This is a genomic window from Microbulbifer sp. CAU 1566, from assembly GCF_023156515.1.
Classification (GTDB): domain Bacteria; phylum Pseudomonadota; class Gammaproteobacteria; order Pseudomonadales; family Cellvibrionaceae; genus Microbulbifer.
In genome coordinates this window covers 93011-114908 of the sequence record NZ_JALNMG010000006.1, presented here as the reverse complement: position 1 = coordinate 114908, position 21898 = coordinate 93011, and the positions used below count along the sequence as shown (strand labels likewise).

Annotated in this window: 11 protein-coding genes; 3 read left to right on the top strand and 8 right to left on the bottom strand. The window is 57.6% G+C overall.

Annotated features, from left to right (window positions below; translation table 11 throughout):
- Positions 1-202 precede the first annotated feature (202 nt).
- From M0G74_RS15070 to glk, 3 genes are all read right to left on the bottom strand, one after another.
- Complete coding sequence (locus M0G74_RS15070; RefSeq protein ID WP_348983717.1) at positions 203-1699, bottom strand: tryptophan halogenase family protein; 1497 nt, start codon at positions 1697-1699, stop codon at positions 203-205.
- Between the two features lie 126 nt (positions 1700-1825).
- Complete coding sequence (locus M0G74_RS15065; protein WP_248219213.1) at positions 1826-4612, bottom strand: TonB-dependent receptor; 2787 nt, start codon at positions 4610-4612, stop codon at positions 1826-1828.
- Between the two features lie 233 nt (positions 4613-4845).
- Positions 4846-5808 (bottom strand): glucokinase, encoded by a 963-nt coding sequence (gene glk, locus M0G74_RS15060; RefSeq protein ID WP_160154678.1) that lies wholly within the window; start codon positions 5806-5808, stop codon positions 4846-4848.
- Positions 5809-6419: 611 nt separating this feature from the next.
- On the opposite strand from glk, the gene M0G74_RS15055 reads away from it, so the two are divergent.
- Positions 6420-7583 carry an AraC family transcriptional regulator gene (locus M0G74_RS15055; protein WP_248219212.1) on the top strand — a complete coding sequence of 388 codons (1164 nt, stop codon included), beginning with the start codon at positions 6420-6422 and terminating at the stop codon, positions 7581-7583.
- 43 nt (positions 7584-7626) lie between these two features.
- Here the strand turns inward: M0G74_RS15055 and M0G74_RS18400 are convergent, their stop codons facing one another.
- Complete coding sequence (locus M0G74_RS18400; protein ID WP_248219211.1) at positions 7627-8529, bottom strand: lipase secretion chaperone; 903 nt, start codon at positions 8527-8529, stop codon at positions 7627-7629.
- 347 nt (positions 8530-8876) lie between these two features.
- Here M0G74_RS18400 and M0G74_RS15045 point away from each other — a divergent pair, with 347 nt between their 5' ends.
- Positions 8877-9785 (top strand): hypothetical protein, encoded by a 909-nt coding sequence (locus M0G74_RS15045; RefSeq protein WP_248219210.1) that lies wholly within the window; start codon positions 8877-8879, stop codon positions 9783-9785.
- Positions 9786-9900: 115 nt separating this feature from the next.
- Here M0G74_RS15045 and M0G74_RS15040 read toward each other — a convergent pair whose 3' ends face one another.
- Complete coding sequence (locus M0G74_RS15040; protein ID WP_248219209.1) at positions 9901-12147, bottom strand: discoidin domain-containing protein; 2247 nt, start codon at positions 12145-12147, stop codon at positions 9901-9903.
- A gap of 79 nt (positions 12148-12226) precedes the next feature.
- On the opposite strand from M0G74_RS15040, the gene M0G74_RS15035 reads away from it, so the two are divergent.
- Entirely contained in the window at positions 12227-12370 is a 144-nt protein-coding gene (locus tag M0G74_RS15035; RefSeq protein WP_248219208.1) for a hypothetical protein, read from the top strand.
- Between the two features lie 59 nt (positions 12371-12429).
- Here M0G74_RS15035 and M0G74_RS15030 read toward each other — a convergent pair whose 3' ends face one another.
- The 3 genes from M0G74_RS15030 to M0G74_RS15020 form a co-directional block, all read right to left on the bottom strand.
- Complete coding sequence (locus M0G74_RS15030; protein WP_248219207.1) at positions 12430-16626, bottom strand: glycosyl hydrolase; 4197 nt, start codon at positions 16624-16626, stop codon at positions 12430-12432.
- A gap of 139 nt (positions 16627-16765) precedes the next feature.
- Positions 16766-18892, bottom strand: a complete 2127-nt coding sequence (locus M0G74_RS15025; protein ID WP_248219206.1) for a glycoside hydrolase family 16 protein — start codon at positions 18890-18892, stop codon at positions 16766-16768.
- Positions 18893-19255: 363 nt separating this feature from the next.
- Positions 19256-21814 carry a glycoside hydrolase family 3 N-terminal domain-containing protein gene (locus M0G74_RS15020; RefSeq protein WP_282450238.1) on the bottom strand — a complete coding sequence of 853 codons (2559 nt, stop codon included), beginning with the start codon at positions 21812-21814 and terminating at the stop codon, positions 19256-19258.
- Positions 21815-21898 lie beyond the last annotated feature (84 nt).

Sequence of the window (21898 nt, the reverse complement as noted above, 5' to 3'; positions counted from 1 at the left end):
ATATATAAAAGCGTGACTAACACACAGACCGACGCCACTAGCGCGAACCTGCCATAAGTGACAAATATCCCCTCTCAGATCAGTTCGCCCCTCCTCTACAGGCAAGACGATATCTATGTCGACTTCCTGGTTAACGAACTAACATCAATCATCGACCAACTAAATAGAGTGACATATCAGGGGATATGCCACTCCAGAATTCTCAGCGTCTAGGCCCCGCTAAATACGCTTCGTGCGTAGGTAACTGGGCAACCGTGCCCTGTATCAGGGTTTTCAGACTCTGCATAAGATCATTTAATTGTCCGTCACTCAGCCCTTCCGCGATGACATGGTGATCCTTTGGCAGCACGCCCTGCCCGATCAATACCTGTTGCCATGCCACCTCAGTAAACAGGTCATCGTAATCCCGAAACACCTTGCCAGTACTGCGGAACAACTCGATTTTTTCATTCAAGGTGTCAGGCACTGCCATCTCTTCACAGTCACGCCAGAAGTCGCTGTCGCGACGCTGGTTGGCTTTGTAGTGCAGGATAATGAAATCCCGGATGCGCTCCATTTCTATCCGCGACTGGCGGTTGAACTCGGCCACCTCCTCCGGGCGAATACCCCTGTGGGGGAAACACTTGATCAGGCGGCTTGCCGCGGACTGCACCAGGTGAATGGATGTGCTCTCCAGTGGCTCCAGGAATCCGCTTGCCAACCCCAGGCTAACCACATTGTTTTTCCACTGTTCGCGGCGATGCCCGGTTTTGAACGGGATGATTCGGGCTTCCGCAAGAGCCTCACCGGGCAGGTTAGCCAACAGTGCGTTGCGCGCTTGCTCGTCACTCCAGTGCGCACTCGAATACACCATGCCGTTTCCCGTGCGGTGTTGCAGGGGAATCTGCCACTGCCAGCCGGCGCTGTGGGCAATTGACCGCGTGTAGGGAACAAGCTGCTCAGCAGACTTGCTGGGTACCGCCATCGCGCGATCGCAGGGAAGCCATTTGTCCCAGCGCTCGTACTCACTACACAACACTTTGTCGATCAGCAGCCCCACAAACCCGGAGCAGTCTACGAACAGGTCTCCCTTTACGGTCTGTCCGTTTTCCAGCAACAGGCTCTCCAGATCCCCGTTACTTTCGTTCTGACGCACATCGCAGACCTTGCCCTCGATGCGCTGCACACCACGCTGCTCGCAGAACGTTCGCAGGTACTGTGCATATAACCCGGCGTCAAAGTGATAGGCGTAAGCAATACCGGGAAGATTGGTGTTGGGTATATTGGCCAGCGGCGCAAAGCGGTTATTTATTGCCGCCTGATAATTCAGCGAGTAATCCCACAGGCTGCTGGTATCGCCATTGGCACGGGCGCGCAGCCAGTAGTGGTGGAAATCGCAGAACGGGAAGTTCTTGCCGATATTGCCGAAGGCATGCATGTAGCTACTGCCCGGCCGCGACCAGTTTTCAAACTGGATTCCGAGCTTGATGGTGCCCCTGGTCGCCTTGAGAAACTCCTGTTCATCAATGCCCAGGGCGCGATTGAAATTCTGAATCGGCGGAATAGTGGCTTCGCCGACGCCCACGGTACCAATCTGATCCGATTCCACCAGGGTAATGTCGACGGTCTCGCGCATGCTGCGGGCAACCAGGGCGGCTGTCATCCAGCCCGCGGTACCACCGCCAAGAATGACTAACTTCTTTATTTTTTTATTGTTCACAAATATCCCCCGTTGAGGACTTCTCTCAAATGACTTCTCGCTTTCCCTGCCAGTAACTCCCGTATAAAAACAAAAAAGGCCCCTGCAATCGAGATCACAGGGGCCACAGAGACAACTCAGTCGCGCTTACAGCTTGTAGCTGAAGCCCAGCAAGTAGGTCTTGCCGTAGCTCTGGTAGTCGCGAACCTGGAGACTATTGTCGCCACTCAGAGTGGTGAACGGCTCATCGGTGAGGTTCTGGCCCTGCAGGAATACAGACAGACCTTCCAGACCGTTGATGTTGGACTCGGCAAAGTCGTAGCCGATCTGGGCATCGACGATGGTTTCACCCATTACGTCCACCTGTACGGTGTCGAAGCCCAGGCCGTAGACGTCGCCCTTGAACTCATCGCGCTTACGCATGCTGACGCGAGCGGAGAAGCCGTAATTGTCGTAGTAGGCAGTCATGGTCTGGATGCTGTCAGACAGGCCCGGCAGTTCGTACTCGTTACCGTTCGGATCTTCGACATCGGAAGAAATACCGGTGTGGCTCGCCAGAACACCGAATCCGTCCAAGCTCTCGTGGAACATGTTGAACGGCAGGGTTACCGCCAGTTCGTAGCCCTGCAGAGTGCCGCCACCGCCATTGATCTTGCCGTAAGCCGTTGCAGAGGCATTTTCCGGGACTACGCCGGTAGCCGGATCAGCAACACCTGCCAGATCCACTTCGTAGTTACCGTCGAAGTGCCACTGCTTCAGGTCTTTCCAGAACAGCGCCACGGAGAAGTAACCTTCTTCGCTGAAGTAGTTCTCGTAGGAGAGGTCTACACCAACCGCTTCTTTCGGCTCCAGCAGCGGGTTACCACCGCTGATGTTCCAATGGTTGCCGTTGGCATCCGGGGTCTGGCTGTAGGTCATTTCCACAGACGCGTTCATCTGGTCCATGCGCGCGCGGGAAATGGTTTTCGCCGCACCGAAGCGCAGGGTCTGATCTTCGGTCAGTGCCAGTGCCATGTTCAGGCTGGGCAGGAAGTGGCCGTAGTCGTGGCTCAGGTCGGTTTCTTCTGCAACCACCAGGCCATTGATAACCTGGCCACCGAAGCCCTGGGACTGCTGCTCGGTGTACACATAGCGCGCGCCGAAGTTACCGGTCAGCGCCAGGCCTGCCACTTCACTTTCGAAGCCGGCCTGGGCGAAGGCGGAGGTCACGGTTTCGCTGACGCTGTAGGACTTGGTCAGGTGCTGAATACCGGTCAGCGCTTCGTCGGTCAGGTCGTAGAGACCGTCGCGCAGCATGCCCGCTGCGTCATAGGCAATCATGTCGCCCATGCCGATAAAGTCGAGGGAAACGCTACCCAGACGGTACTCTTCCGGCACGATCATGGTGCTGTTTTCTGCAGTGCCGTCGAAGTTCGCCAGGGTCATGTAGTAGCCCTGGGAGCGTTTTACTTTTTCGCGATCGCGGTAGGAAATACCGTAGGAAATTTCATTGACCGGGCCCAGTTCAACCAACTGGGTCGCCGCCAGCTTCAACTGGGTCAGCTCATCGTCAATTTCCGGTGCATTCAGGAAGCCATCCTGGGCGGCATTTTCGTAGGGGGTGCCCGCCAGGTTGTACTTGTCGTTCAGAGCCGCACTCCAACCCCAGGTCAGCGGGCCTCCCAGCTGAATCAGGTTGTAGTCGCTGTAGTCCAGCTCGTGGGAGAACTGGGCACCGGTGTTGCCCGGGCGGAAGGTGTAGCCCAGGTTGTCGGCAACACCTTCGCTGTCGCCACGGCCGGTACCGGAGTAGCTCTCGAAGCTCCAGATTTCACGCTCAACCTTGGAGTGGCTGGCATCGAATTCCAGCTGGAAGCTGTCAGTGAAATCGTATTTGGTGTTAACACCAAAAGAAGTCATTTCAGCAGCGCGGGTTTCGAGGTCGTTACGCACTACAACGCGCTGGCCATCGGTGTTGGCGCTGGTCAGGAAGCCGGAATCCGGGTCGGCATCGGCGAAGTCTGCAGACAGGGCGCCCTGGCCCCAGGCAAACGGGATTTCGATACCGCGCAGAATCTTCTCATCGCTGAAGTCCACATACAGCGCGTCGAAAGTGGTGTGCAGTTTTTCGTTGGGCTGCAGCTCAACCACCAGCATGGCGCTGTCGCGCTTCAGCTCGGAGGAACGCACGAACGGCTTGGCACCGCCGAGGATGGAGTAGTTCTGGCCATCCACTTCGAATTCCGGGTAGCCCCAGGAATTCCAGCGCTCTTCCTGGCTGGGGGAGCTCATGGTGTTGTAGGCAAAGGCCACACCCACGGTGTCGTTGGCGAACTGGTCGATATAAGAGAAGGTGGCGCGCTGGCCCTGGTCTTCACCGTCCGGGTTCAGCTTGTCAAAACCGGTCTGCTCCATCTGCGCATTGAACTGGATGGCACGCTCACCGCGCTGCAGCGGCTTGACGGTCTGCATATCGATGACGCCGGCAATACCTTCGGCTTCCAGGCTCGCCTGCGGCGTTTTGTATACGGTGACACCGGCCATGATCTCGGAGGGGTAGAGATCGAATTCCACACCGCGGTTATCGCCAATGGAAACCTGCTCGCGGCCATTGAAGGTAGTGGCACTTTCGTTTTCACCAAAACCGCGGATGGACACCCTGCTGGCGCGACCGTCCAGACGCTGGGCAGCCAGGCCCGGCAGACGGGAAAGAGACTCTGCAATGGAAGAGTCCGGCAGTTTGCCGATATCTTCAGCAGAGATTGCCTCGACTACGCCCTTGGCATCGCGCTTGGTGTCGATGGAGTCCTGCAGACTCTTGCGGAAACCGGTAACGGTAATTTCTTCCAGGCTAGTGTTGCCTTCTTCCTGAGCGAACACTCCCATGGAAGTGACGGACGCGGCGATGGCCGCTGATAGCAGCGCCGGCCGGAAACGTTTGTTAGTCAGACTCATCATCTTCTCCCTTGGACTTATCGTTATGGTGAGTAATGCCATCCTAGGCCTACCCGAAGTCCATATCCTCCACCCCCAAGGGGGGAGGAGGGGGGAGAAGCTGAGGGCCGTAGAGGAGGAGAGGCCCGCAGTCGTACACCAAGCGCGGAATTATACAGGCTGAACAAAAAATGTTCAGCCTGTAACTGGGGAGAAGTCGATCAAAAAAGAGGGGGAGCCAGCCGGGGGGCGCCTCAGCGCTCCAGCCAGGCCGCAGCGCCGATCAACGCGGGGTAACCGGCCTTGAGCACCTCAACGCGCACGCCCTGCAACCATTCGCTCAGGCGGCCTTTATTGGTGAAACGCTGCTCGAACTGACTCTCCGGCAACAGGGACTCGATCCGCGGCAGCACGCCGCCACCCAGGAAAATGCCGCCGCGGGCCACATAGTAGAGAGCCGCATCACCAGCGGCACTGCCGAGGAAGTTGAGGAAGTCGATCAGGGTTTCGCGGCACAGCGGGTCGGAGCCATCCAGACCGCGGCTGCTGACATCCGGGGGCGTGAGATCTTCTGCCGGGCGGCCGTGCAGTGCGCATACCGCCCGGTACAGGTTGACCAGGCCGCCGCCACTCAGCACATACTCGTTGTAAACCGGCATCTGTTCGCGGGCCAGGATCTGCAGCAACTCCAGCTCGCGCTCACTGCCGGCGGACAGGTTGGCGTGCCCGCCCTCCCCCGGTACCACCCGGTAGGCGCCGGCTTCGTGGATGATGGCGGCCACCCCGAGTCCGGTACCCGGGCCGAGTACCGCCATGCAGCCGTTAGTCTCAGACGGCACGTCCCGCAGGGCCCACTTGTCTTCCGCCTGCAGGCGCGGCAAGGACAGCGCCAGCGCCGCAAAATCATTGACCACCAGAGCGCGCTCCAGTGCAAATCGCGCGCACAGCTCCTCGGCGCGGATATCCCAACCCAGATTGGTCATGGTGACCTGGCCACCTTGCGGTGTCTTTTTCACCGGCCCGGCAACCGCTATACAGGCCTGCTTGGGGCGCTCGCACTCAAGCGTTTCGAGCCATTGACCAAGCGCGGAGTAAAAATCCCCAAATTTGGCGCAATTCACCACATGAATAGCTTCCAGCCGGTAGCCCCCCTGATGCGGATGGGCAATGGCGAAGCGGGCGTTGGTGCCGCCGATGTCCGCGACGATTCTAGTCATGGCGCTTTCCTTAACACGTTCCTTATGGATGGCCTGTACCGCCGACCTCGGCGACCCGGCACAACCCCTGAAAAAATGGCGGTATAAGGTAATGATTTGCCGACAAAAACTCCAGCCCTCCCCGCCGGTTCCGGTCACAAAGTTGGGGGGAGGAGGCGCCGGCAGGGGAAAGTGGCGACTGACCAGTCCGCAAGCTTGATTCCATACACAAAAAAATGCCGGCAGGAGTAACCTGCCGGTCCAGCTAATTTACGGGAGGTCGACGAGAAAGGACCCACTAGCGGGAGAAGAGAGATGATGTCGAGTGACCACACCGCGGCGTTCGCAGGGAAACCTCTGAGAGAAACCCATAAGGGGAAACCCCCAACTGCGCCCGCCACTGCGCAAACAATCGATGGAACCAGTGTGCGCCCGCGGGGTGCACCGGTCGCCCCACTTTCTGAAAATCCGCAAACTGGGCGGTATCACTTTGCCTCACACCACAAGCGGGAGCTGTATCTGTACGGATGGTCGCCGCCAGATCTCCTCCCCCCCGGGGATTTCTCTTATACTGCCTCGCATAAGAGCGATAAAAACATAAAAACGAAAAAATCCCGACCTGCGATGGCCCAATGAAACAATACATATTCAATATCCACGACGTGGTTCTACTGATGACCGCGGCGGAATGCCTGCTGTTGGCGGTGTTCCAGTCGATACTGCCGACCCGTGCCCGCCACGATGGAAGGCTGCTCACCGCATTCCTGCTGATTATCGCCACGGCTTCCGGCTGTACCCTGCTGTTGTGGAACGACCAGTTTTCCCTGGCACCCTGGTTTGAGCAGACCCTGCTGCCCTACCTGCTGTTTGCCGCCTTGCTGCTGAAAGGCCCGGCGATCTACCTGTATGTGTGCTCCCTGACCCAGCAGAAACTGGCACTCAATCGGCGCCAGGCGCTGCACCTGCTTCCCGCACTACTGGTGCTGATGTGCATCGCAATTTTCGGGATATCCAGCAGCGACCTGCGGCACGTTCCGGATACCGGGCAGACGCTTCCCGCTACCGCCATCGAATTTATCTGGGACTTGGCCTCGCTGGTGCCATTCATCTATGCGATTGCCGCCCTGCTGCAGATCCGCCGCTACCGCCACGCCCTGAAAGACGAGTATTCCCACTACTCCGAAGTCGAGCTGCACTGGCTCTTCTCCCTGGCCTGGGGGGTCTGTATTTCCTGGACATGGACCATGCTGGTGCATGTGGTGGCAAAGTTCTCCAGCGATATCGTCGCCGACTATATGGGCATCGCCGACAATTACCTGACCTTCATCCTGATCAATGCTTTCTTTGCCTACAGCCTGACCTACGCCCACCAATTGCTGGTGACCCAGCCAAAAGAAGAGACTCGGGAAACCGCCAGCGAGGAGGAACCCTCCGAGCCAGCCATTGCCAAGGTGCGCACGGCGATGGAGGAAGACCGGATCTACCTGAAGAAAAACCTCAACCTGGAACAGTTTTCAGACCGCATAGACCTGCCCGCAAAAGAGGTCTCCGCGGTGATCAACAAGCACTTCGGCACCAACTTCTTCGAGTATGTAAACAGCTACCGGGTGGAAGCCGCCAAAACGCTGCTGTCGGACCCGGAAAAGGCCGATATGACGGTGCTGGACGTACTGCTGGAATCCGGCTTCAACAGCAAATCGGCTTTCCACCGCTTTTTCAGTCGACTTGTCGGAATGTCACCCACCGAGTTTCGCAAGCAGGCGCTGGCTGCCCAGTCTCAGTCCGACACCCAGTAACACCCGTCGCGCCAGTAACCTCATCACGCCCCCCAACAGCTGATCAGCGAGCCACCCCGGTGGCCTGATCTGCTTCCGCCAGGCGCTGGGCCTCGGCACTGCCCAGCAGGCGATTGCGCAGGGCAAAGATTTCCTCCTCGCTGGCACCTCCTGCCCGCATTCTCGCCACCCGCGCAGCCAGCACCTGTTTTGCCAGGGGGGAATCCATCCGGCTGGCGGTATCATTGAAGGCCGCCTGCAGCTCCGACAAACGCGCCCGGCGCGCCTCCTGCGTGAGATTTTCATCCCGGGCCACCGCAAAGGCCGAGGTCATGTAGGGCAATTGCGCCTCTTCTTCCGCAAACAGTTTGCCCGCCGCCTCTTCCCCCAGGTATGTCCGCCGCAAGGCCACTAGCTGGTCATAGCCCTGCATCGGGTCAGCTGTGTGCGGTGATAAGGCCGCGCGCACATCCAGCTCGGCGCGGCGATAGGCGGAATACTGACTGGTCAATTCCATTAGCTGCAGAGCGATACCCGCTGGCAGCGCTTCTTCCAACAGCTGGCGTAACTGAGCGACGGCGTCAGCATCCGCGTCCGGCCCCAGTGCGGCTTCCATTGCCTGCAACGCGGCGAGGGTATTGCGGTCAAGCAGCAGGGAGTCGTCGGCAGAAAAATTCAGGGCCAGTAGTGCATCGTAAACAGGCAGCGTGTCAAACGGGACGTCTGCCGGCTCTATTTGTGCCTCGACTGCCGCCACGGCATCCACGGTATTCGCCACTGCCACTTCCCCTGCGGCCGCCGGTGCATCCGGTTGCACAATCGCTTGCGACTCTGCAGCAAGCGCCTGATTCACTGCCGCAGCACTATCTATCGCAATTTCTGACTCGGCCGCATCACCGACAAAGCCCGCGGCAATCACAACAGCCGCAATAAATACAATAACCGCACAGGTAATAAAAAATTTCACACAGTTACCCTTCAGGTAATCGAAAAATAATTCGCGAATAGCGACCGGATAAAAATCGCTGATCCGAAATGTCTGCGCAAGAGAATTTCATACAGTAACGCAATGGATTCAACGCCAGTGTGACAGCAGAGGACCTTAACGCGGCTTTTTGGTGCTTTATGTGCTTTCTGGCCAGGGGCATCACAACCTAATCTGACCCAGCTCGCGGCACGCCAACTCATACAACAATTTACAAGAGCACTGTATCCGAGAGCGCTGTTTGTCATAACGCAGTTTTTTATGGCCACAGGGGCCAGGTTGAATTCGGCCGAGAATAAATCCAATCAATTGAGGCAAATACGATAGTGATGAAAAAAGTAATGATGAAAAACCAGCGGATAAAATCCCTGCTGCCGGCACTGGGCATAATCCTGGGCGGTATTTTTTCCGGCACCACCGCACAGGCACAAAGCTGTCCTTCCGATGCCATCTGTCGCTATGAAGACACACCAGGGAGCTACAGTGACAACGGTCCTTTCCGTTACGACAGCTATAGCATGCCCGCCTTCTCTACGCCCGGCGGTGCCACCGTTTACTACCCCACCGATGCCGCGCCGCCCTACTCCCTGCTGGTGTTCACCCCGCCCTACACCGGCACCCAGATCATGTACCGCGACTGGGGCCCCTTCTTTGCCTCACACGGCATAGTTCTGGTCACCATGGACAGTCGCACCATCTACGACAGCGTAGACTCCCGCGCAGATCAGCAGCAGGACGTACTGGATGCGATGAAGGATGAAAATACCCGTTACGGCAGCCCGCTGCGCGGCAAACTGGATACCAGCCGCTTTGGTGCAACCGGCTGGTCCATGGGTGGCGGCGCCACCTGGATTACCTCTGCAGAATACAGTGGTCTGAAAACCGCCATGTCTTTCGCGGGCCACAACCTTACCGCGGTGGACAGCGATTCCAGTGGCCGCAACACCCGTATCCCGACGATTCTGTTTAATGGCTCACTGGATACGACTTATCTCGGCGGCCTTGGGCAAAGCGATGGGGTATACCGCAATATCCCCAACGGTGTACCGAAACTGTTTTACGAAGCGTCCAACGCCGGTCACTTTGTCTGGGGTGGTCCGGAAGATGCCAACCGCTACGTAGGGCAACTGGCACTGGCCTTCCAGAAAACCTATCTCGATGGCGATACCCGCTGGGCTCAGTTCCTCGACCGCCCGCCGCTGTATGTGGCTGAATTCGAGAAAGCGAATATCCCCTGATCGACAGCAATTTCCCCGACGGATCAGCACATCTGATCGTCCATTTTTACCACGCAGTTTGATAGGCGTTTTGGGCACCGACTCCGTTCGGTGCCCTTTTTTATTTTAACGACGCTCAGTAAACCTCAAAGCGCCAAAGGGAATAGCCATAGCCGGTGCCGCGTTCGGTGCCGAAGATGCGCACATAGCGACCACTGCCACTGATCGCAATTTCATCCACACCGCCATCGCCGTTGGAAACGCTGGCGGCCGTTACCCAATTGACACCGTCATTGGAGAGCTGCACCTGGTAGCTTTTGCCGAAGGCCGCTTCCCAATCGAGTACTACTTTGCTGAGAGGCTCCACCGCGCCAAGATCCACACTGATCCACTGAGGGTCGCTGTCGTCACTGGCCCAGCGGGTACCCGGATTACCGTCTACCGCGTATTCCGCAAACCAGTAATTCCCCTCAACAGACGATGCCGCGACCGGTTTTCCTGCCGCCTTGTCCACGCTGGAATCTACCGGTGAACCACTATCGCCATAAACTTCCAGCTCCCACAGAGATGCGCCATAACCGGTACCGCGCTGATCCACCAGAATCCGCAGGTGGCGCCCACTGGCATTCAGGTTCGCAATCACATCCTGACCACCGTCGCCATCGACCACGGTGCGCACCGTCTGCCAGCTCTGGCCATCGCCGGACACCTGCACCTGATAGCCCGAGGCGAAGGCGGCTTCCCATTCCAGCAACACCTGGTCGATGGTGTAGTTGGCCCCGAGATCCACCGCAAGCCATTCACCGTCATTCCAGGCACTGGCCCAACGGGTTTCACTATTACCGTCGACCGCGGCCGTCGCGTTCATGGCTTCACTTTCGCTCGAGGATGCAGTGGCGGCCTTGCCCAATGCCAGATTCTCTTGAGGGTCCGGATCGGGATTAGGCTCCGGATCCGGCAGGGTAGACTCGCCATCGTCATCGATCTGGTAAACCCGCACCCAGTCCACCAGCACCGATACCGGGAACTGCGCTTCCGGGACTATGCCGCCGCCATAGGTGTAGCCGCTTGGACCACCGACACCGGCGGAAAGGATGAGATACATCTGCCGCTCGAACGGGTGCCACTCGTCAAAGTGATTGGAATATTCCGAGACATACACCCGGCGGCCATCGATTTTCTGGGTGTGCGCCTCGTCGTTGCCGTCCAGCGCATAGGCATCGCCATCGTTCAGGTAGTGGATGTGATACACATTGTCATCCACATAAAATTCGATGCGATTCTGGTACCAGTTGATACCGTAGGTATGGAAACCGCTACTGCCGGCACTGGGATCTCCGGCCAGGGGCGGGTAGCCACCGTAGCCGGGATTGCGCAGGTTGGAACTCCAGCGTGTGCTGTACTCGCCGTCCACCGCGTTGGCACCGGCGAGATCGCTGGCCTGGCTACTCGAGGTCGTCACTGGTTTACCGTAGGCCTGATTAACCCCGCCGGTGAAGACTTCAAATTCGAACAGCGAATAGCTCCACTCGGTGGCGCGCTCGGTGCCGTACATACGCACGTAGCGACCGCTGCCATTGAGATTCAATGTGTCCGTTCCGCCATCGCCATTACTGGTTGCGTAAACATCGCTCCAGTTAATGTTGTCGTCAGACACCTGAATTTTGTAGCTTTTGCCGTAGGCGCCTTCCCAGTGCAGTACCACCTGATCGAAGGACATGCTCTGTCCCAGGTCCACCGCAATCCACTCCGGTTCATCCGGCCCCTGCTGATCTTTGAAGCTGTAGTAGCCACCCAGGTGGCCATGGTTCCAGTCCTGGTATTCATTGTTTTCCCAGAACCAGGCGTAATGCACCGTGGCGAGGTTGTGGTAGGGAATGGAACCGACATACTCCATGATGTCGACCTCGCCACCCTGCGGCCACATCAGGTAGTCGAACCCCGAGGGAATTTCGTTGGGCATCATCCAGAAAGCAAATCCCTGCCCCTGGTAACGCACATCCCGCGGCCATACCCGCGCCTCGATTTTGTGGCCGGGACCAAAGGCCACCTTACCCTGTGTATTGATACGACCGGAGGTGTAATCACGATCGATATAGGATTCGTTGCGGGTGGTGATCGACAGGACACCCCCATCGGCACCGGGTACGCCATTGATAAAATTCAGGTTTTCCGGGCGCTCGGTGGCGCGGTCCAACTGTCCCGTACCCCAGTTACCGTTGATCCCGGTCCCGGTTTCGATATTCCACACTGTCTCATCGAGACTGCCGCTGTTGAATTCATCCGACCAGATCAATGTCTGCGCGGCGGCATTGCCAGCAGCAAGACTAGCCGCCAATGCAACCCCGCGGGCAAGCGGATGCTGAATTATTTTTCGGTTCATGTTTTCTCTCGCATTGCGTGTTGATAAATCCTGTTTTTCGCGCGCGCAAAAATCCTGTCCGCCAAAAGCAGCCATAAAAATGCAAGCAAACGAAATAACAGGAAAAAGAGAACAGCGGGTACCGGGAACTGCGGCAGGCTTCTATCTGAAAGAAGGCAGCCTCGCGGCATGCGCTGAAATGCAGGGTCAGCGCAGGATTAACATTACCCGCTGGTTTTTTTGAACCACCGGCGCCATCCCCTTCTGGGTAGGGTGCAGCGCCGGCGCTTCAAATCATCGAGATCAATAGACCTCAAAACTCCACAGGGAATAACCGTAGCCGGTGCCGCGCTCGATGCCCTGCATCCGCACATAGCGGCCACTGGAATTGGCATTGAGATTCAGCTGGTCGACACCGCCATCGCCATTGCTGACACTGGCAGCCGTGGTCCAGTTGCTTCCGTCATCGGACACCTGGATTTCGTAGATCTTGCCGTAGGCACCTTCCCAGTTCAGTACTACCTGACTGAGACTGTAGACAGCACCAAGATCCACCTGTAACCACTGGTCATCACTGAAGTCCGACGCCCAGCGGGTACCGCTGTCGCCGTCCACCGCGTAGTCGGCAAACCAGTAGTTACCTTCCGCAGAAGACGCGGTTGCTGACTTGTTCAGAGCCAGGTCGCCACCGGGCTGCGGCTCGCAGCAGGGAGGTTCAATAACTGGACCGCCGCTACCGTACACTTCCAGCTCCCACAGGGAGGCGCCCCAGCCGGTCGCGCGTTCGGTGATAAACACCCGAACATGCTGGCCACTGGCATTCAGGCCGGAAACCAGGTCTTCACCACCATCGCTGTCGGTTACCGTGGCAACGGTGTTCCAGTTTTGTCCATCATTGGAAACCTGTACTTCATAGGCGCGTCCGTAGGCCGCTTCCCATTTCAGCACCACGCTGTCGATGGTGGATACACTGCCGAGATCGACAGAAATCCACTGCGGATCACTCCAGGCACTGGACCAGCGAGTACCCATATCGCCGTCGACCGCTGCGGCGCCGCTGAGGTCTCCGTTTTCCATGGAGGAAACCGTCGCGTTTTTACCCAGCGCCAGGTTTCCAGTCGGCTCCGGTTCCGGATCAACGGTTTCGCCACCGATATCCAGCCAGTTGAGCTGCACCGCACCGCCAAATACCAGACGCAGTGTTTGCGCGCCGTCTTTCAGGTTCACATTGGTGGTCAGGGTATCCCAAGCGCCGGCGGTAGCCGCTACTGCAACCGTGCCCTGGCTGACGCCATCGACCAGAACCTCGATACTGGTTGCCACTTCCGCGGCTACGCGCAGTTTCAACTCGGCATTGCCTGCCGCGCCCACCAGGTTGTATTCCACCCAGCTATCTGCCGCGGTTTCGGTAATATCCAGGAAGCCGCTGCTATCGGTGGTTTTATCCACGCGCACCGCACTCATGGTGCCGTAAGCTTCGGCCTGCACTTTCTTCGGCAGGTTGTGCACACTCGCCGCGCCGTGTACCGGCATATTCACATAGATATTGCCGAGCTCGGTGAGCACACCGGACTGACGGTAGTCGAACAGACCGTTATAGGGATGACCGTTGCGGCGACCGGTGAACCAGGCATAGCGGGTTACGTCCGGATCATTTTCCAGGTAGTCCACGGTCTGAATCAGGAACTGCTGCTGCTCGGCTTCCGTCGTGGTGTCTTCCCAGGCGGAAAACTCGGTCAGCCAGATCGGGCGGTTGTACTTCTTGAACAGATCCACATACCACTCGATGGCACCCACCACCGGCATATAGGCGTGAATGGACATGGCATCCACACGACAGTCCGGACAGGCGGCGAAGAAGTCATCGAAGTAATCGATGGGATCGTAATAGGTAGTACCGTTTTCGGTCACACAGTTGCCGCAGAAGTTCATCGCCACACTGACGATATCCAGATCAAACTCGTCGGCAATGGCTTCCAGGCGCGGCCACTCGGCCGCTGCCTGAGACGGCGTCATGCTGGCCTGATCAATAAAGTTCGGCTCGTTGAACGCGAGGATATATTTCACATCCGGGTGGGCGGCGATGTAGGCGCGCATGGCCTGGTCATCGAAGGCACCGTTCCAGGCCATGGGTACAAACTCTACCCCATAGTTCTGGTAAATATCCGCGATCTGCACATCCGGGGCGTGGCTCCAGTTGTACCACCAGGAAATACCCTGGGACATGACCTCGAAGTCTTCCACCGAGTGATGGCCATAGCCCAACCCGCGCTTGCTGCTTTTCGCGGAGCCGTAATTGTCGTCGATGAAAATATTGGTTACGGCCGTATCGGTGGCCTGACCATCGTTAACGGTGAGAACCACACGATAGCTACCGTTATCCGCGTAGGTGTGTGCCACGGTTGCACCGGTCCCGGTAGTACCGTCACCGAAATCCCAGCTGTAGGTCAGCGCATCACCGTTAACGTCGGAAGACTGGCTACCGTCCAGCGTAACGGTTGTGCCGGCAGGCCCACCCATTACCGAAGGTTTTACTGCGGCCATGGGCGCACGGTTGACCACTTCGCCATCGGTACCCGGATCCTTGGCCTGTTCGCCACCGGAAATATAAATATTGTCGATGGAGAGATCGGCAATTTCGCCAAAGCCCAGCACCTGGAATACCTGGCGCATATCGAACAGGTCGAGATCCGCCGCCAGCGCACTCATGGGAATGACAATGTCGTGCCACTGGCCATCACGGGTAAAGCCGTAGGGATCGTTGCCGGGTTTGAAGTCGATCCACACCTGGCCAATACCATCCACGTTGCCACCTTTCAGGCCGATTCGGAAATCGGTCTGATCGCTGGTTTTCATGGAGAAATGCAGCTTGGCGTTGCTGTTGTCAAAGGCGGTGAGATTGAAACCTTCCCGCGCGGTCAGGCCGAGACCAAACCAGCCTTTGCCGGTAGAGGTCAGGTTCAGTGCAGAGTTACCCTCACGGGTATCTCCAGTGTTCAGCGTCAGGGTTTCATCCCAGATAAAAAGGTCGCCGTTGACACCGAAGCCGAAGTTGCCGGCATCCATATTTGCACTGGTTTCGGTATAAATACCGTAGCTGCCGTACTCCGGCGCTTCCAGGGCTACACTTTCGGTCAGGTAAATATTGTCGAAGGCAATTTCAAAATCTTCCGCGGCACCGGGACCGGACACACTGAAGAAGGTCTTGATGGTTTCCAGGTCCAGGCCGCCGAATTTGGACATGGGGATTGCTACGTGGTGCCACTCGCCATCCCGCTCCAGACCATATTGGTCACCACCTTCGGCCAGGGTGACCTTGGCATCACCACCGGCAGTACTGGCCAGGTTCACTTCGATCGCCACGTTGGAATTCACCTTGGCATCGAAGTGGAGATAGCCATGCGCGTAATTGCGCATGTTGTAATCTTTGTGCAACAGACCCATGCCCCACCAGTCGCCGGCGGCGACCGAGTAAGACAAAGCAGCACTGCCTTCGGCCGGCGTTGTCGCCACGGTGGTCATGTTGTTCCAGATGTACAGGTTGGCTTTGTCGCCCCAGTTGAACTCATCCAGTACCGGATGAGTCTCGGTCATGATGCCGAAGTCACCGCGATAGTAGCTGTCACTCGCCACTTCCAGTTCGGTGTACTCATTGGCATAAAGGCGAACATAGTCCACCAGCATTTTTGCCGGAAAATCCGCAGTAATCAGCGCCGGGTCTTCAATCTCGACAAAATTCCAGCCGCCCACAGCGAGGTTGAGCAGGATATGGTTGGGGTTATCGCGGAATTCCGACAGGTTGGGGTCGGTAATATCCATGGTCAGGATCTGGGTGTCGTCCACGGAAATCACGATTTCCGACGGCGTCCAGTCCAGTTTGTAGGTGTGGTACTGCTCGTAAACGGTCGTGTCCAGCAGCACATCGGCGGCGTGATCTGCCTGTAGCCAGTCACTCCAGTCGCCGGTCTCGTGCCACCAGTGCAGCGCGCCGGAAACCGCATTGTTCACGGTGCCGTCGTCAATGGCGGACTTGAACCCCGCTTCCATGATGTCGATTTCACCGGATTTTGGCCAACCGTCGACACCGAAGTTATCTCCCAGCATCCAGAACGCCGGCCACAGGCCATTGTCCAGCTTCGGCAACTTGATACGCGCTTCCAGGGTGCCGTATTTGAAACTCATACGTCCGTTGGTGTGCAGGCGTGCCGAGGTGAATTCCTTACCTTCGTAGGCTTCCCGCTTGGCTTCGATGACCAGGTTGCCGTCTTCCAGGTAGGCGTTATTCTGCGAGGCGGTATAGTACTGTAGCTCGCCATTGCCGTTGCCATCGCCACCGGTATTGAAGGTCCAGATATCGCGGTTGATCCGCTCACCATCAAATTCATCCGCCCATATCGGCGCTGTTTGCGCCTGGGCAGTGGCAATAATCACTGGTTGCGCCAACAGGCACGCGGCCGTCAACAGCAGCCGGCGTTTGACCGTTGCTCTTTTGATTTTCATTATTTTTCCCATCATGCGTTTTTTTAAGAAAATGATGTAATGCGGCCCGCCGGAAAAGCATGCTCCGGAGAAACATTGAGCCACGACTACTACATCGCTTATGGAGTGCCGAATACCGGCAACGAATACTTTTTACAATTTATTGTCCGCGTCGCTTTTCGGAATGCTGGGCGACACACGCACGCAATTCCCGTATATGGCGGCGCTTTTTTTCCAGCCAGTCTTCGCGGATTTGCTGGTGTTTCAGCAAAGCCTTCAGCCAACCAGCACCCAAATTTCCATTCCGTTCCTTGTGGGATTCCAGCCAAACAATCACTTCCTCGAGACGCGACCGTACTGGCGCACAGGCATCGTCACTGGCACCGCCGGAAAAGTAGACATTGTCGATAGAAAGATCGCTGATCTCACCGAACCCCAACAGCTGGAACAGCTGAAGCATATCCGCAAGTTCAAGGTCCGCAGCGAGATCGGAAACGGGTATGACGATATCGTGCCACTCGCCGTCGCGGGCAAATCCATAGGGGTCACTACCGGGTGCAAAGGTTACCCAGGTCTGGCCAATATTCTGGACATTGCCACTTTTCAGGCCGATGCGAAATTCCGTCTGATCCGTACTGCGCATGGAGAAATGTAATGCCGCGTCGCCGTTGTCAAACGCGGAAAGATCGAAGCCCTCGCGGGCGGCAAACCCCATTCCAAACCAGCCGCGACCGGTGGAGGCAAGGTTCAGTGCGGACTCACCTTCAATCGCATTGCCGTGGGTCATGGTGAGTGTGCCTTCCCATACAAACAGATCGCTGTCGACACCCTCCATCAGTGCGCCGGCCGTTGTGTTGGCCTCGGATTCTGTGTGGATGCCGAAGCTGCCGTTTTCCGGCGCTGCCAGAGGTTCACTTTCGGTGAGATAGATATTGTCGACCGCGATGTCAAAGGGCTCGGCCGGCGCAGGACCGGACATGGCGAACAGGGTCTGTACCGTTTCAAAATCCACACCGCCGAATTTCGATAGCGGAATCGCCACATGATGCCAGGCACCGTCGCGCGCCAGACCGTACTGCTCGCCACCGTTCGCGAGTATCACGGTGCCCTGCCCACCGGAGGTACTCATCATATGCACCTCCACATTCACGTCGCTGTGTAACTTCATATCGAAGTGCAAGGTGCCGTGTGCATAGTTGCGAAGGTTGTAGTCCGGGTGCAGCAGACCCATGCCCCACCAGTTACCCGGCTGCACGGTAAAGCCGAGAGACTCCGCCCCCTCGAACGGAACCGGAGTAGCTCCCACCATGTTGTTCCACACATAGAGGTTGGTGTTGTCTTCCCAGTCCAGCGCATCGGTCACCGGGTGCGACTCGGTGAATATGCCGAAGTCACCGCTGCGGTAGTTTTCGCTGGCCACTTCCAGCTCGGTGTGCTCATTGGCATAGAGGCGCACATAGTCCACATACATTTTTGCGGGGAAATCCGCGGTGATCTGTGCGGGATCGGTGATTTCGACAAAATTCCACCCGCCCACCGCGAGGTTGAGCAGAATGTGCATCGGGTTATCGCGAAATTCCGACAGTGCGGGGTCCGTGATATCCATGGTGAGCACAGTGGTATCGTCCACGGAAATCACCATTTCTTCCGGCGTCCAGTCAAGACGATAGGTGTGGTAGTCCGCATACAGCGGGTCGGCCATCACCACGTGCTGGGCGTGGTCCGCCTGCAGCCAGTCGCTCCAGGTTCCGGTCTCGTGCCACCAGTGCACCGCGCCGGAGACCGCATGGTTGACCGTGCCATCCTCAATCGCGGACTTGAAACCGGCTTCAAGGATGTCGATCTCCCCGGATTTCGGCCAGCCATCGACACCGAAGTTATCACCCAGCATCCAGAATGCGGGCCACAGGCCATTGTCCAGTTTCGGCAGTTTGATACGCGCTTCCAGCGTGCCAAATTTGAACCCGACGCGACCGTTGGTATGCAGTCGCGCGGAAGTAAACGGTTTCCCTTCGTAGTTTTCCCGGCGCGCCTCGATCACCAGATTGCCGTCTTCGATGTAGGCATTGTTCTGGGACGCGGTGTAAAACTGCATTTCCCCATTGCCGAAGCCACTGCCGCCGGTGTTGTAGGTCCACACGCTGCGGTCGATCTGTTCGCCATTGAATTCATCCGCCCAGACCGGTGCTGTCTGCGCCTGCGCGCCACTGAACAGTGCAGGTTGCGCCAACAGGCACGCGGCCGTCAGCAACATACGGCACTTCACCGTTGCTCTTTGGTTTTTCATTATTTTTCCCATCACGCTTTTTAGAATTTTGGGATCGGAATAGGCGCAAGCACAGACCCGATCGGCTTATTTCGAGCGCACAGATGCCGTCCCTGAAAATCGTGGGCATATTGTGAGATCGATACTGCTCGGAATCTGCCGGAACCGCTGGCAGAGGGGTACTACTGTTATATCGCTAGGTGTTATATCGCTAGGTGTTATATCGCCGGGTGTTTGATCGCCGGCATCAGAAAAGGAACTGCTATGAATTCAGAATTTATTGTTATTTTGCAATCGGCCCGCGCCTTGTGAGCGCTTCGCGAATTTCGGCTGCCGCACCCTTGTTGGTGGCGGCAGCCGGGAAAATCAAACTAGCGAGTTTGTTCAGCCACAGTGGATATCTGCAACTGTCTTGGAAGCGATATGAATATTGTGCACGGTCATATCCAGCGCGCCGGCGGTGCGCACATAGAAAGGTGACAGCACCATGTCCAGTTTCGCACCGGCATCCGCCAGACACTGCAGGTCTACCGCGACGGTTTTCCATTCGCCCGGCGCCGCGCCCTTGAGCAGCTCGGTGATGGACTGCTCGGCACCGCAATCCATACCGCAGTTCATACCGAGGCTCACCGCATCACTCGGCGCAGCATCCACTTTTACATCGAACACCAGGGCGCCCTGCTTGCCCAGATAGCTACTGAGATCGGTGCGGCTGTTGGCAAAGAAGCCGGCCATGGCATTGCCCTCGCCATTCCACTGCAGACGACGGCTGTCTTCCTGAACATTGCGGTCAACGGACTGCACGCTGATACCGGCCAGTTTTGCCACGCTGCTGGAAATGACCGAAAGATTGTTCGTGGCATCCATCACCTGAAAACTCCAGGGATCCAGTGCACGGCCGTTGAATACTGCCAGTGCCTGTTTGCCATCGGATATTTTCAGGCCGCTCTGTTCGGAGAGCGCGGCCAACTGAACGCTGCTTCCATAATTGAGGCCGTAACCGAAGTTGAACTGGGCCAGCGCCTCATTTTCGCCGGGGTTGCGTACGGTGGGCTGTGCATCGTTCGGCCAGGAGAAGGTGAGTTTGCCTTTGAAGTCGTGGTTCACTTCGCCATCGGCGTTGCGGAAAATTACATCCGCCACACCGGCACCTTCGGTACCCGGCTGCCAGATGACCGCGAAGGCATCGGAGGCATTGATGTGTGGATTCACCCACAACGGGCGACCGGTAATAAACAGGCTGACGACCGGGATACCCTGCTCGCGCAGATTGTTCAGCAGTGCCAGGTCACCGGCGCCTTTGTATTGCAGGTTGGAAATATCGCCCTGCATTTCCGCATAGGGGTCTTCACCGAAGACCACGATGGCCACATCCGGCTTCTGCTCGAAGCTGCCATCGACCGACAGCTCGGCGGTGCCGCCAGCAGCCTGCACGATATTGGCAATACCACCGTAAACGGAAGTGGCACCGGGGAAGTCGCTGTTCTGGTTACCGGTACCCTGCCAGGTAATGCTCCAGCCACCAGCCTGCTTGCCGATATTGTCGGCACCGTCACCGGCCACGAGTACGCGCTGGTTGCGCGCAAGCGGCAGCAGCTGGTCGTTGTTTTTCAGCAGCACGAGGGATTCACGCACCGCCTGGCGGGCGATGGCGCGGTGCTCGGGCGCGCCGATCAGGGATTCATCGGCGGCAAACGCGCGCGCGGATGGCGCACCGGCTTCAAACAGGCCCGCGCGAATTTTCACCCGCAGGATGCGGCGCACCGCGTCGTCGAGACGCGCAGCGGAAATCTCGCCGTTTTTCGCCTGGGCCAGGGTGTTCTTGTACAGCTCCTTCCAGCTCGGGTCCGGCGCCATGAACATGTCGAGACCCGCGTTGACGGACTGGGGACAGCTCACATTGCTGCAGCCATTCACGAACTGGTGACCGGCCCAGTCGCCGACGATGAAACCGTCGAAGCCGAGGCGACCTTTCAGCACATCGGTCATCAGGTATTTGTGGCCGTGCATCTTCTCGCCGTTCCAGCTGCTGAAGGAGGCCATTACAGTCTGTACACCGGACTCGATTGCAGAGAAGTAGCCCTGGGCGTGCAGGCGCACCAACTCTTCCTCGCTGATCATCGCGTCGCCGCGGTCGATGCCGTTCAGGGTGCCGCCGTCGGCCAGGTAGTGTTTGGCGGTGGCGATGACATGCTTGCCCTGCAACAGGTCTTCGCTACCCGCAGCACCCTGCATGCCTTCCACCATTTCGCCGCCGTAGGCGCGGACCAGATCGGGATCCTCGGAGTAGGATTCATAGGTGCGGCCCCAGCGGTCGTCACGCACCACCGCCAGAGTCGGCGCGAATACCCAGTCAATACCGGTCGCTTTAACTTCCGCCGCGGTGGCCGCGCCGATCTTGCCCAGCAGCGCGGGATTGTGCGCGGCGCCGAGGGCGATGTTGTGCGGGAACAGGGTCGCACCGATCACATTGTTGTGACCGTGCACCGCATCGGTGCCCCAGATCATGGGGATGGCGACACCGCCGTCGCTGGTGTCCATGGAGGCGTTGTAATATTCATCCGCCAGCGCCACCCAATCGGCCACGGAGGCGTGCTTGTTGTCGTAGGGGAAGGCGCCGCCGCCGTTCAGGATGGAACCGATGTGATACTGCTTCACATCTTCCGGGGTGGCCGAGCGGATCTCCACCTGAATCATCTGGCCGACTTTCTCCTCGGTGGACATTTTGGCCAGGAGCGCGTCGATACGGGCTTCGACTGCGGGATCTTTAGCAATACCACTAGCCAGTTGCGGCCAGTGGGCGCTCACTTCGGCATTGCTACCGGCGGTTTTGGATGAACCTTCGGCGGTCATTTTCTGAGCGCCATTCTGTTCCGTGCAGCCCGCGAGCCCACCGCCCGCTATCAGACCGGAGATGATCCCCAGCAGAATTCGCTTTTTCATCACCGCAAAACTCCCATTCCTGTTCGCCGTTATTTTTTGAATCGTCGTGTGACTTTCCGCCGCTGATCAGTCTCATTGTTTGAG

Bases quoted from the DNA above. Each gene is read 5' to 3' on its own strand.
- M0G74_RS15045 (WP_248219210.1), top strand. From the start codon at position 8,877: ATGAAAAAAGTAATGATGAAAAACCAGCGGATAAAATCCCTGCTGCCG.
- M0G74_RS15065 (WP_248219213.1), bottom strand. From the start codon at position 4,612: ATGAGTCTGACTAACAAACGTTTCCGGCCGGCGCTGCTATCAGCGGCC.
- M0G74_RS15020 (WP_282450238.1), bottom strand. From the start codon at position 21,814: ATGAAAAAGCGAATTCTGCTGGGGATCATCTCCGGTCTGATAGCGGGC.
- M0G74_RS15055 (WP_248219212.1), top strand. From the start codon at position 6,420: ATGAAACAATACATATTCAATATCCACGACGTGGTTCTACTGATGACC.
- M0G74_RS15035 (WP_248219208.1), top strand. From the start codon at position 12,227: ATGCAAGCAAACGAAATAACAGGAAAAAGAGAACAGCGGGTACCGGGA.
- M0G74_RS15025 (WP_248219206.1), bottom strand. From the start codon at position 18,892: ATGAAAAACCAAAGAGCAACGGTGAAGTGCCGTATGTTGCTGACGGCC.
- M0G74_RS15030 (WP_248219207.1), bottom strand. From the start codon at position 16,626: ATGAAAATCAAAAGAGCAACGGTCAAACGCCGGCTGCTGTTGACGGCC.
- glk (WP_160154678.1), bottom strand. From the start codon at position 5,808: ATGACTAGAATCGTCGCGGACATCGGCGGCACCAACGCCCGCTTCGCC.
- M0G74_RS15040 (WP_248219209.1), bottom strand. From the start codon at position 12,147: ATGAACCGAAAAATAATTCAGCATCCGCTTGCCCGCGGGGTTGCATTG.